The sequence below is a fragment of the Treponema sp. OMZ 798 genome, from assembly GCF_024181385.1.
Classification (GTDB): Bacteria; Spirochaetota; Spirochaetia; order Treponematales; family Treponemataceae; genus Treponema_B.
In genome coordinates, this window is record NZ_CP051305.1 from 353,257 (window position 1) to 365,100 (window position 11,844).

Genomic DNA, 11,844 nt, shown 5'->3' on the forward strand with positions numbered 1-11,844 from the left:
GTGTTTTAATTTTTATGGAAGAAATAAGACTTCAAGTTTATTTAGCCCGCTGCGGAGTCGCTTCGCGCCGAGCCTCGGAAAACCTCATCCTAAACGGAAGGGTAAGTGTTGACGGCAAGATTGTAACGGAGCTCGGCACAAAGGTTTCCGGTACGGAAAAAATCTGCTTTGACGGAAAACAAATTTTCCCCGAGGCCGAAAAAAGATATATTCTATTGAACAAGCCTGAAGGCTATGTTTGTTCCCTTGCCGATGAGAAGGATAGACCCATCGCTGCCTCCCTCTTAAAAGATATCTACACCGAAAGGCTTTACAATATCGGCCGCTTGGATATGCTTTCGGGCGGGGCAATCATCTTTACAAACGACGGAGATTTTTCTGCAAGGGTTGAGCACCCTTCTTCCGAAATCGAAAAAGAATATGAGGTCTTAACAGTTTTTGAATACCCCGACGAGGTTCTCCAAAAATTTTTAAGGGGTGTGCGCATTGAAGGCGTTTTTTATAAGGCCCTCTCGGCTGAGCGCCTAGCCAAAAACAAGATGCGCATAGTTTTGATTGAAGGCAAAAACCGCGAAATCCGCCGCGTCTTAAAATTTTTTAATATCAAAATAAAAAAACTTACACGCGTCAGAATAGGCTGCGTGTACCTATCAGACCTTCCCCCCGGCAAACACCGCCCTCTAACTCCCGAAGAAATTAAAGGACTATTGGGTTAAGTGTGCTTTTAATTTTTACGGACAATAAAATCCCAAGAGGCTTTAATTTTTTATTCAAATATAGTATAATTAAATAGTATGGAGGTGAGAGATGGCTACATCAAGTTTGGCAAAATCTTTTGTTATAAAAACAAAAAAAGAAGCCGGTAATTTTGTAAAATTATTTTCAGAACAAGAGAACCAAAGGCCGTTAAAAGATATCAATATTGTAACACTTTCTCAAGAACGCCTAATAGAACTGATAAATGCAAAAAGAAAATAGTTTTGAAATTATTAGATTATTTGATCTATTAGCAACAGAAGGAGGGGAGATTTTTTTTAAATCTATGTCGGATGTGTTTTCTTCAACAAATAAAGATGTTGAAGAATTCTTGAAAGAAAAAGCAGTCCAATCAACAAAACTTAATACCTCATCTACCTATCTTGTGGTTTCTTCAAAAAAAGGATGCGACATTTTAGGATATTTTACATTAGCTACAAAGATGTTAACTTTGAAAAAAGAGGTTCTATCAAAGTCAGAAATAAAAATTATTAGCCGTTTTGGATATTATGATAAAGATTCTAATTCTTATAAAATACCTGCGATTCTTATTGCTCAGTTTAGTAAAAATTTCAATAAAAAATCAAAATCAATTAATGGTTCTGATTTAATGGATATTGTTTTAAAGCAAGTAAAAAATATTTTAAATTTGACCAGCGGAAAAATTGTTTTTATTGAATGCGAAAAAATAGAAAAGGCAATAAATTTTTATATAAAAAGCGGATTTCAAATTTTAGATACTGAAATTATAACAAAAAATAAAAAAGACCTTGTACAGCTTTATCGTGTTTTATAACCAAAATTACCCAAAAATCAACTTGACACCTCAAACTATACCATGTTAAAATGTAGGTATGCACGATATAAAATTAAAATCAATCACTAAAAGCTATTCTATCGGAGATGAAAAACAAATTGTTTTGGATGACCTTTCTCATAATTTTGCTTCGGGAAAAATAAGTTTTATTTTGGGGCCCTCAGGCTGCGGAAAATCGAGTCTTTTAAATATAATTGCAGGCATAGACAAAAACTATTCCGGCGAGGTTTTGTATAAGGGTGAAGCGATTCAAGACTACGATAAATTTAGACGGGAAAATATCAGCTTTATTTTTCAAGACAGTAATTTAATTCCGCATCAAAATTTATTAAAAAATATCGTAATTGCTCTCCATAACGGTATAGAAAATAAAGAAGAGCTTGCAATTAACTTACTTAAAAAGGTCGGCCTATCCGAACATATTTATAAAAAACCTTCTATGCTTTCTACGGGCGAAAGACAGCGGGCGAGTATTGCAAGAGCTTTGGCAAGAAATACCGATATCCTGCTTTGTGATGAGCCTACAGGAAGTTTGGACGAAACAACAAAGATTGAAATCTGCGATTTAATTTTAGAAGTTTTTAAGGGCAAAACAATTATCTTTGTAAGCCATGATGAAGAATTGGCAAGGATATACGCCGATGAAATTTTAACTATCGATAATAAAAAACTAAAATCTATAAAAGAAAAAACTCAATCTGAATCCGATTCACAAATTGAACGCAGAGCGGAAAATAAAATTAAGCCGGAAGATTCAAGTTTTAAAAACAGGTTTTATATAAATATTCTATCAGAAAAATTAAAGCTTTTTAATTCGCTACAACTTTTAGTTATTATTTTAGGAATATTTATATTTTCGATCGGCTCATTTAAGGCTGTAAGTTATGGAATAGATCAATATCTTTACGGTAAGTACAAGGCCGATAAAATTACTTTAAGCAGTGCAGGTATGAGTTTAAACGCCTTGCTTCAAAACATTGAAGACTATAACGGAAAATTTAAAGAAAAAATTTACGGTTTAACTCTAGGCTTGCCTTCAAGTATAAGACTCGAAAAAGAAAAATTACCCGTTTTTATAAATATGATGCAGGAAAAAAATAAGGCGAGCTTTTCGGAAGATATAATTGCAGGACGCTTTCCTGAAAATCCTAAAGAGATTTTATTCAGCAAAGCTTATGCACTTAAACTGCTTTATACTTTTGATAATCTTATTGATATTAAAAATATTTCCGCCGGCGATTTATTTAACCGCTTAAAAGAACTTCCTATTTCGTATAAAGCCGTTTGCAAATTTGCAGGGAAGGTTCCAAAGGACTCCGACTTTTACGATGAAGATTTAAAGATTGTAGGTATAATCGACGACTTAAGATACATCTCTGATTTTGATGAAGGCCTTTTTTTTGAAATGAAGAAATTTAATGAAGATATGGATGTGTCCGGTTTTGTTGCCTTTATGCGTAATATCGGAATTAATTTAAATTATCCTTTTTATTTAGGGGAAGAAGGAATCTCCGATTCGATCTATGTAAATGAAAATATTTATTTTTTGGAAGAAGAATTTACTAAATATCTAAGTAAGATTTATCTTTCTGAAACTACTTATAAATTTACATATTTCGATATATTTATAGATGAAAATTTAGATACCAGAAAAAAGGTGCACACTAATTACCTTTTGTTTAAGTCCATTTTTAAGGGAAGCGATAATATTTCGCTGGAAAGAAAATCATATCTTGATGATATTTACGGTTATAAATTAAGTATAATCTTTACATTAATTATTCTCGGTGTTATTGCCGTGCTTTCGGCATATAACGGCTTAAAAAATTTAATTACGGCTAAACGTAAGGATATCGGCATTTACCGCTCATTGGGTTATACAACAAAGGAATTAAAAAAGATGTTTATCAAAGAAGGATTGATTATTTCTTTTTTTGTCTGCCTTGCATCGGTTTTCTTTTTTATGATAATCAGCTTATTTTTGGGTGAGTATTTTATTAACTTATTGGATTGCAGCAGAATAGTAAATTTAAAGAGCCTTTTTAACTTTGATATTTTTTCGCTCTCTGCAGCGTTTCTTATAATCATTTTGATAATTATAATTTCGATAAGCTCTGAGCTTAAAAAAACTAATATCGATGAACTTATAAGGTAAAGTTTGGAGGAACTATGCTTGAATTAAAAAATATAAATAAGTCATATAAGATTAGAGCCGGTTTGGAGCAAAGGGTTCTTAAAGATTTAAACATTGTTTTCGGCGATAAGGGCTTGGTAAGTATCTTAGGCAGAAGCGGAGGCGGAAAGTCTACAATTTTAAATATAATCGGCGGTTTATGTAGTTTTGATTCCGGAGAGATTTTTTATAATAATAAAAAAGTTGAAGACTATAACGAATTCAGAAAAAGTAAAATTGCCTTTGTCTTCCAAGACTTTAATTTAATAAACCATTTATCAAGTGAAGATAATATTATTGCAGGTATGACTGATAGTATTACCGGCGGTATAAAAAAACGGAAAGAACATTCCGTTTCTATATTAAAAAGTTTAAACATAGGAGAGTTTACAAAAAAGAAACCTACACAATTATCGGGCGGACAAAGACAAAGACTTGCAATTGCCCGAATGCTTGCAAAAGAGGTTGATATTATTTTGGCCGATGAAGCGACTTCAAGTTTGGATAAAAAAAATGCACACCATATAATGGATATTCTAAAAGATATCTCAAAAGAAAAACTCGTAATCTTTGTAACCCATGATAAAGAACTCGCTTATGAGTACAGCGACAGAATTATAAGTTTAATAGACGGACAAATTCTCAAGGATGAAAATATAACTAAGGATATAAACGCAGAATCAGGAAATTCAATTAAAAGCAAATTGAGTGTGCCGAAAAAAAATAACTCGTATAAGAAAAATACACGATACTTACCTTTGAAAAATTTAAAAGGGCGGGCGAAGGCTAGTATCAGGAATATAATAATCATAGGCCTTATTTTTCTTTCTATATTGTTTTCAATTTTTATGGAATCGGATTATTTTAAGAACTATATGCATGATATCTATCTTCAAGAAGGTATCAAAACAAGTGTTTTGGATGTTGCAAAAGAAAAGCTAAGTGATGAAACTCTTGTCGAAGAATTAAATATGCAATACAAAGAGCTTCCTAATATTGAACATTGTTCCTATACATATAATACAAGAATAAAAATTGCAGGTTCAAATTATATTGAAGGCCTTCAAGCAGGAAAGCCTGTTCTTTCATATACAAATCTGGAAGATATAAGCTCTAACAATTATTTTAAGAAAATAATAACCGTCGGACGTTTCCCCAAAAAAGCTGACGAAGTTCTTATGAGTTCATCGGGTGCAATAGCCTTGCTTAAAGAGCTTAAAATCGGCGGGGAAAGATTGGAAGATCAATTTAATACAGGCAAGCTTGATGATAAGTATGTTTTTAGTCTGGTTGAAAATGCTTTTTTCTTTGTTGCAGAATACCGTTTGCCTAAGATTAAAATAACCGGTCTTATCGACAGTACAAAAGTAAGCGAAAAAACTCACACGGTTTATTTTATAGATGGCTTTACAAATCTTTTTGAAATAAAAAAAGGCGGCTTGTACAAACACGGCCTTAAGCTATATAAAACAGATCTAAGCGCAGAAAAGCATACTGAACTTTTAAATGCCTTTAAAGAAAATAAAAAAATAAGAGTGAACGAAGTACATCAAAAACGAGTAAGTATAGCTTATAACAAGATAGCTTCTTTTTTTGACTTCTCAAGAATTTTACTTATACTGATATGCTCAGTTTCAATCTTGTCCTTAATTTCTATTTTTTACACTACTGTCTTAGAAAGAAAAAACGAAATCCGGATTTACCGCTCTTTGGCCTACACCAAAAAAGAAATCGTAAAAATCTTCTCTTTAGAAATATTTTATACAAGCTTGGTTTCTGCAATCTTTGCCGTAATAATTTTGACAGTTGTTTATTATAGGCTGGGGTAAGACTGTGTTTTTGAAAATTATTGTTTATATAAAATATTGACAAATACTTCCGTTTTGCGTTAGTATATGTACCTATAAGAAGAAAATAAACATTTTAAGGAATTTGAAACGATAAGAATGTATTCTTATGCAAAATCGGTTTAAGATTCTTTTATAAGTAGAGTTGTATAATTACTCATTTTTGTCAATAAAAATTAAATCGGCTTAAAAACTTATTTAGAGGTACTTTTATGAATATTTTGGAAAATACGCTGAATTCGATTAAACCCGTTTCGGAAGAAGAGGGGAAGAAGGCTAAGCTTTTTTGGGACAGCCTTGCTCATCCGCCGGGCTCTTTGGGAGAGCTTGAAGAGATGACGGTCAGGCTTGCGAAAATCAAGGGGCTTGACAACCTAAAAATCGATAAAAAAATAACGGCTGTTTTTTGTGCCGATAACGGAGTCTATGCGGAGAAAATTACCTCCCAGCCCCAGATTACCACCTTCTTGCTTGCCGAGATTATGCACACCGGAAAGACGGGCTTAGGAGCAATTTCTAAATGGGCAGGAAGCAGCATCAGGGTTTACGATGTCGGGATGATAAAAACGAGTGAACGGAAAGATGTCATCAACAAAAAGATAAAATGCGGTACCGCAAATATAGCTCAAGGCCCTGCGATGAGCCGCGAAGACTGCATCCGCATGATTGAAACCGGAATAGAGGCGGCCTTTAAAATAGCAGATGAGGGCTTCGATATTGCCGGAATAGGAGAACTCGGAATTTGCAATACCGCCACAACGGCCGCAGTTCTTGCAGGTCTTTGCGGGGCAGATCCTGAGCTGACTGTAGGGCGCGGTGCTTCTACAACACAGGCTATGTATGAGCTTAAGATTAAGACAGTAAAAAAGGCAATCGAAATAAATGCTCCCAAAAAAGGGGATGCAGTAGACTGTATTTCTAAGGTCGGAGGCTTTGATATCGCTGCAATGTGCGGCTGCTACATAGGCCTTGCTGCCCGCGGACTTCCTGCCGTAATCGACGGCTATATTTCCGGCCTTGCAGCCCTCTGCGCCATAAGCTTAAATCCTCTTGTAAGAGATTACCTTTTTGCTTCTCATAAGTCGGAAGAAAAGGGGGCTAAAATATGCACAGCGGAACTTGGTCTTGAGCCCGTTCTCGGTATGAAAATGAGGCTGGGCGAGGGAAGCGGCTGTCCCCTTCTATTTAAGATGCTTGAAGGGGCTATTTTCACAATGCAAAATATGGGAAAATTTACCGAAACCATGATAGATGGAGCCGATTTGGTGGATATCAGGAAGTAGCATAATCCGCGGAATTCCCTATTGACTAATTCTTTTCTTTATAGTATTATGCGTTCTTACCCCTGTTTTCATTAAAGTACGGGGTTTATATTGAAATTTTGGGTTAATCCCGGGAGGTTTACGTGGTAAAGATCAGACTTAAAAGACTCGGAACTAAAAAACGCCCTTATTATCGAATTGTTGTTCAGGATGCCAGAGAGCCCCGAAACGGCAAAACCATCGATGAAGTCGGCATTTATCATCCGATCGAAACGGCAGAAAAGCAGATTTCTTTTGATGCCGATAAGGTTAAAAACTGGTTGGGAAAAGGCGCACAGCCAACCGACACAGTTAGACGCTTACTTAACAAAAAAGAATTCACTCTATAAGTGTAAAATCACTTGAAGAAGTGAAAAGGAAAACAAAATGCAAAAAGATTTAATAGAATACATTGCCAAATCCCTTGTTGACGATCCTTCCGCCGTAACGGTATCGGAAAGCGAAAACGAAAAGGGCACTGTCATCGAGCTTAAAGTAGCCTCCGGCGACATCGGCAAGGTAATCGGAAAGCAGGGAAGAATCGCAAAGTCGATCAGAACCTTGCTGAGCGCAAGTGCAGGAAAGTCGGGAAAGCGTTATTCGCTTGAAATTGTAGACTAATAATGGATTTGCTGGCAACAGGACGAATCCGTGGCACCTTCGGGGTCGAAGGATTTGTAAAAGTTGAAAGTTTTTCCGGGGAATATGAGCATTTTTTAGGATTTGACAGAGTTTTTTTAAGTATCCCGCAGGAAAAATTAAGAGAGCAAAAGTATAAAGATGGCTGGTTTGAAATTGAAGAAGTTAATTTGAGAAAGGCCGATGCTCTCATAAAATTTAAGGGGATAGACAGCCCCGAAGCCGCCAAGAGCTTGACGGGTTCGGAATTGTTTATTCCTAGGGACAAGGCCGCCCCCCTTGAGGAGGGTGAAGTTTATGTCCATGATCTTTGTAATTGTGATCTTGTATGCGAAGGAACTCTTGTTGGAAAAATAACAAGTGTAGCAGAAGGCGGAGGCGGTTACCTCTTAGAAATAGCCGGCAAAACCTCCGAGGCTGCTGCGGAATCGAGCTTTTATGTTCCCTTTAACAAGGAATTTATCGGAAAAATCGATTTAAAGGCTAAAACCGTGGAGCTCATGCACCGCTGGATTCTTGAATGAGATTCGATGTGCTGACCTTATTCCCCGAAATACCCGAAGCTTTTTTTAAAACTTCGATTATGGCTAAGGCTGTAGAAAAGGGAATTATTAGCTGCAACTTGGTGAACATCAGAGACTTTGCCTTTGACAAGCACCGCTCATGCGATGATATCGTTTACGGCGGGGGAGCCGGAATGTTGCTCTTACCGGAACCCTTAAGCCTCGCATTGGATTCGGTTAATGCTTCTTCTAAAAGAGTAATCTATGTTACTCCTTCCGGGAAGCCCTTTAACCAAGAGCTTGCAAAAGAGCTTTCTTTAGAAGAAGAGCTCGTCTTTGTCTGCGGAAGATACGAAGGCATCGATCAGAGAATTATCGACGAATATGTCGATGATGAAATCTCGGTCGGCGACTACGTTATGTCCTCAGGCGAGCTTGCTGCCCTGGTGATAATCGATGCGGTTTACCGCCTGATAGACGGAGTTATCTCCGGTGAGTCGCTTGAAGAGGAAAGTTTTTCGGGATTTTTGCTTGAGTATCCGCAATATACAAGACCAAGAAATTTTAAGGGAAGAGAGGTTCCCGAAGTGCTCCTTTCAGGACACCACCTAAACATCCATAAGTGGAGGCTGAAAAAGCGTATCGAAAAGACGCTTAAAAACCGGCCGGAACTTATCGAAAAAGCAAGAAATTGCGGAACGTGGACAAAGGAAGCAGAAAAAATATTTAAGGAGTTTGAAAATGAGTGATCTTATTATGAAAATTGAAGCTCAGCAAAAGGCTGAAAACCCTCCCGTTTTCCGCGTAGGAGATACGGTTAAAGTTCACTTTAAAATCGTTGAAGGAAAGACCGAGCGAATTCAGGTTTATGAAGGCTTGGTAATCTGTTTTAAAAATTCCGGAATCGGAAGAACATTCACTGTACGAAAAAATTCTTATGGTGTAGGCGTTGAGCGCGTTTTCCCCCTTCATTCACCTCGAATTGCCAAGGTTGAAGTGGTACGCCCCGGAAAGGTACGCCGAGCCAAGCTTTACTATATCAGAGAGAAGGTAGGTAAGGCCGCTAAGATTAAAACCCTTATCACCAAAAAGAACTCATAGTTTTGAGTTTAAAATTTTAAATCGGCGAAAGACTTCGTGATTTATACGGACGGTACAAAACTTTTTTTTACCGCTTCAAGACGGGCTGACTCAGCTTCGATGAGCTTAAAAAACGGCGACATTGTAAATGCCAAAATTTTAAGCTTAAAGACGGATGGAGCAGCCCGTATTTTTTTTAACGGCCATATTTTTGAGGGGAATGTTTCAGGTGCTCTCAAAGAAGGCGACAGCCTTAAAATGCGGGTCATCATTGACTCTGACAGAGTTTTCCTCCTCCCCGAAAAAGGAAGCGAGACCTCTTCTTCAAAGGACATCTTTTCTAAACTGGGCCTCCCTCAAAACGAATTAATCTCAAATATTATCGCCTTTTTTACCGCAACTGAAACTCGTCTCGACGAAAAATCGATAAACCGTATTTTTAACTTTTTGCAAAAAAAAGCAGCTAAAGCAGCTTTAAAAGAAAAAGAAAGAGGAGCCTTTGCCGCCTCCCTCATCGAAAGCAAGGGACTTGAACTTTCCGATGAGCTTTTTTCGCAAATCTATGCAGCTATTTTCGGCGGCGGCAGAGATAAAAATGACGATGAGGTCTTGGAGATGATAAACCATTTAAAAGGCGAGGGGCTCCATTGGATTATCCTTCCCTTTGAAAGAGAATTCGATTCTTCCAAGGCAGCAGGCTCCTTAGCCCTCTTGCTGGATATAGGCTTAAAAGAACTTAAGTCTCTGGTACTTAGGTGCAATTTTAAAAAAGAACCGTCCGGAGCGGATGAGTCTTGGATCTTTTCTTTGCATGATAAAGAGTTTACATTTATGCGTGAAGATGCTGAGCTTTCTAAAAAAGAAAAAGAGGATTTGGAAAAGCTTTTTACTTTTTGTTTAAAGGAGTCAGGTTTTTTCGATTCGGAAGCCGCCTCCGTTTTTGTCCGGTACGGAGAGCCGCCAAAATGCGATCCGCCTCCGTCAGTAGATTTAAGGGTGTGATATTTTGATAAGAAATTGCTCCGGTGTACAAGCTTCAATTCTTGCCTGCTTAAAATCAGACTTTGCTCTTGTTTTTTTTCCTTTTTTACTATATTATTACGGTATAATTTTTGCCTAAAACCGGCGGCTTTTTATGGAAATAACAGAACTTGAAAAACAAGTCTTAAAACAAGAATATCCGCAAGTGAGTCTTTCGGATGATCTTGATATTGAAAGATATTTTGAACTTAGAAAGACAGGGCATTTAAATGAAGCCCTTTTATTATATAACGGAAAACTAAAGCGCAAATACCCCGATGATTCTATGCGCTATGAACTGATGTCTTCATATAGGCAGAGATCGCATAGGTTTCAGGAATTGCTGACTGCAAATTTAATTCAGCTTGCTCAAAAAACCATCATGCAGATTAAGCAGGTAATAGGGTTTATTACCGAAAGAACGGCCAATCTTGATACAAATGATGTTTACAATGTTGTGCAGGAGTGTGAAAAAATAGTTTCGGCCGTTTCTTCCGACAGGTTTGCTTCGATTTCGTTTACCGAAAAATATGCGCGATATGCGGACATCATAGGTTTTAAACAGGCAGCTATGAAAAAATCGGCAGAGCTTATCCGCCTCTATGTTACCGATACCCTTTCATCGGTAAAGGCTTATCGTGATGAACAGGCTGAAATTTTGTCACGTCAAAAAAGAGAACGGGCTGCATACAAGCCTCCTAAGACCTTTGACTTTTCAAAAATTGTTTTTACAAAAGAACAAATAGATGCGATAATTATTTCTCCCGATATTAAACGGGTTGAAGATCAGGTCATTGCCTACACCTTAAAGTATTGGCCGGTTTATGCTGACGGAGGCTTTGAAAATATCGTTCTATTATACAGCCGAAAATATAAGACCAATAATTTTAATATTTTTCAAGCCGTAAAAATCGGAAGGTTTAGAAGCTGGAAGGATGAAGAAATTTTGCAGGCCGTTTTATTGAATCTTGTAAACGGTTACTACTACAGCATAAGCGGAGACCTTTATCTTCAAAGAGAGTGGGCTAGAGTAAAACTTTCGATAGAACCTGTAAAAAAAGAAGCAGAACTTTCCGATACGGCTCCTGATAAGGAAGCTCCTTTAAAAGAGAAGGCAAAACCGAAAAAAGAAAAAAAGACTCCCAATAAAAAGGCTGAAAAGAAAAGCCTGAAAAAAGTTTCAAAAAATTCGGAAGCTGCCGGGCAAAAAGATAATATTGCACAAAACAAAGAAACAGTTCAGTATAAAAAAGCAGAGGAAGTTAAAAAATCCGAAATCAAAAAAGAAAATCTTACAGAAGCTAAAAAAGAAGATCCGATTTTGAGCTCTTATTTTGAAAGGCCTAAACTTGAGACGAATCCTTCAGGCTCCATATCCGAAATGATTAAGACTATGAGAGGCGATAAATATCAAATTCACAAAGGCCTCTTTTTTGAAGGCATAAGACCTTCAATTCGAAAGGTGCTTGAAAGGTCCGCTGTTCAAAAGATTTCGATGTTCGGTAACGAGCAAAACGATGCCGAGAATTTTATCTACGATTTCTTTGATGAAAACTACGACAACCCTTACCAAAACTGGGGCATCTCAGATGAGAGGGTCCAAGTATTAAAATTAGGCTTCGATGTAAAGACTCTGGAACCGATAATAGAGGACTGGATTAAAGGGCTTAAGTTTTGACGAAAGAAAAAGAACTATAAAAGAGTGGAA

Annotated in this window: 13 protein-coding genes; all 13 read left to right on the forward strand. The window is 37.0% G+C overall.

Going from position 1 to position 11,844, the window contains the following annotated elements; genetic code table 11:
• The first annotated feature begins 14 nt into the window (after positions 1–14).
• Entirely contained in the window at positions 15–716 is a 702-nt protein-coding gene (locus E4O07_RS01700; protein WP_253686938.1) for a pseudouridine synthase, read from the forward strand.
• 91 nt (positions 717–807) lie between these two features.
• The gene (locus E4O07_RS01705; RefSeq protein ID WP_253686939.1) at positions 808–978 is read left to right on the forward strand and encodes a hypothetical protein; all 171 of its coding nucleotides are present in this window, start codon (positions 808–810) and stop codon (positions 976–978) included.
• Complete coding sequence (locus E4O07_RS01710) at positions 962–1,552, forward strand: hypothetical protein (protein ID WP_253686940.1); 591 nt, start codon at positions 962–964, stop codon at positions 1,550–1,552. The genes E4O07_RS01705 and E4O07_RS01710 overlap by 17 nt, the downstream gene beginning before the upstream one ends.
• A 58-nt stretch (positions 1,553–1,610) precedes the next feature.
• Positions 1,611–3,728, forward strand: coding sequence for an ATP-binding cassette domain-containing protein (locus E4O07_RS01715; RefSeq protein ID WP_253730576.1), 2,118 nt, complete (start codon positions 1,611–1,613; stop codon positions 3,726–3,728).
• 14 nt (positions 3,729–3,742) lie between these two features.
• A complete protein-coding gene (locus E4O07_RS01720; protein ID WP_253686944.1) occupies positions 3,743–5,575 on the forward strand; it encodes an ABC transporter ATP-binding protein/permease in 1,833 nt (610 codons plus the stop codon).
• Positions 5,576–5,805: 230 nt separating this feature from the next.
• On the forward strand, positions 5,806–6,876 hold the full coding sequence (gene cobT, locus E4O07_RS01725; protein WP_253686945.1) for a nicotinate-nucleotide--dimethylbenzimidazole phosphoribosyltransferase: 1,071 nt from the start codon (positions 5,806–5,808) through the stop codon (positions 6,874–6,876).
• 122 nt (positions 6,877–6,998) lie between these two features.
• Complete coding sequence (rpsP, locus tag E4O07_RS01730; RefSeq protein ID WP_253686946.1) at positions 6,999–7,244, forward strand: 30S ribosomal protein S16; 246 nt, start codon at positions 6,999–7,001, stop codon at positions 7,242–7,244.
• A gap of 37 nt (positions 7,245–7,281) precedes the next feature.
• A complete protein-coding gene (locus E4O07_RS01735; protein WP_002670215.1) occupies positions 7,282–7,515 on the forward strand; it encodes a KH domain-containing protein in 234 nt (77 codons plus the stop codon).
• Positions 7,516–7,517: 2 nt separating this feature from the next.
• Positions 7,518–8,057, forward strand: coding sequence for a ribosome maturation factor RimM (rimM, locus tag E4O07_RS01740; RefSeq protein ID WP_253686947.1), 540 nt, complete (start codon positions 7,518–7,520; stop codon positions 8,055–8,057).
• Positions 8,054–8,785 carry a tRNA (guanosine(37)-N1)-methyltransferase TrmD gene (trmD, locus tag E4O07_RS01745; RefSeq protein ID WP_253686948.1) on the forward strand — a complete coding sequence of 244 codons (732 nt, stop codon included), beginning with the start codon at positions 8,054–8,056 and terminating at the stop codon, positions 8,783–8,785. Before rimM ends, trmD begins: the two co-directional genes overlap by 4 nt.
• On the forward strand, positions 8,778–9,137 hold the full coding sequence (gene rplS / locus E4O07_RS01750) for a 50S ribosomal protein L19 (protein ID WP_253686949.1): 360 nt from the start codon (positions 8,778–8,780) through the stop codon (positions 9,135–9,137). Before trmD ends, rplS begins: the two co-directional genes overlap by 8 nt.
• A gap of 36 nt (positions 9,138–9,173) precedes the next feature.
• Positions 9,174–10,118: a hypothetical protein gene (locus E4O07_RS01755; protein ID WP_253686950.1), complete on the forward strand. Its 945-nt coding sequence runs from the start codon at positions 9,174–9,176 to the stop codon at positions 10,116–10,118.
• A 133-nt stretch (positions 10,119–10,251) separates the two neighbouring features.
• Positions 10,252–11,814, forward strand: coding sequence for a hypothetical protein (locus E4O07_RS01760; protein WP_253686951.1), 1,563 nt, complete (start codon positions 10,252–10,254; stop codon positions 11,812–11,814).
• Positions 11,815–11,844: the final 30 nt, after the last annotated feature.

Bases quoted from the DNA above. Each gene is read 5' to 3' on its own strand.
- rimM (WP_253686947.1), top strand. From the start codon at position 7,518: ATGGATTTGCTGGCAACAGGACGAATCCGTGGCACCTTCGGGGTCGAA.
- trmD (WP_253686948.1), top strand. From the start codon at position 8,054: ATGAGATTCGATGTGCTGACCTTATTCCCCGAAATACCCGAAGCTTTT.
- E4O07_RS01735 (WP_002670215.1), top strand. From the start codon at position 7,282: ATGCAAAAAGATTTAATAGAATACATTGCCAAATCCCTTGTTGACGAT.
- E4O07_RS01705 (WP_253686939.1), top strand. From the start codon at position 808: ATGGCTACATCAAGTTTGGCAAAATCTTTTGTTATAAAAACAAAAAAA.
- E4O07_RS01710 (WP_253686940.1), top strand. From the start codon at position 962: ATGCAAAAAGAAAATAGTTTTGAAATTATTAGATTATTTGATCTATTA.
- E4O07_RS01720 (WP_253686944.1), top strand. From the start codon at position 3,743: ATGCTTGAATTAAAAAATATAAATAAGTCATATAAGATTAGAGCCGGT.
- E4O07_RS01760 (WP_253686951.1), top strand. From the start codon at position 10,252: ATGGAAATAACAGAACTTGAAAAACAAGTCTTAAAACAAGAATATCCG.
- rplS (WP_253686949.1), top strand. From the start codon at position 8,778: ATGAGTGATCTTATTATGAAAATTGAAGCTCAGCAAAAGGCTGAAAAC.
- E4O07_RS01700 (WP_253686938.1), top strand. From the start codon at position 15: ATGGAAGAAATAAGACTTCAAGTTTATTTAGCCCGCTGCGGAGTCGCT.
- E4O07_RS01715 (WP_253730576.1), top strand. From the start codon at position 1,611: ATGCACGATATAAAATTAAAATCAATCACTAAAAGCTATTCTATCGGA.
- cobT (WP_253686945.1), top strand. From the start codon at position 5,806: ATGAATATTTTGGAAAATACGCTGAATTCGATTAAACCCGTTTCGGAA.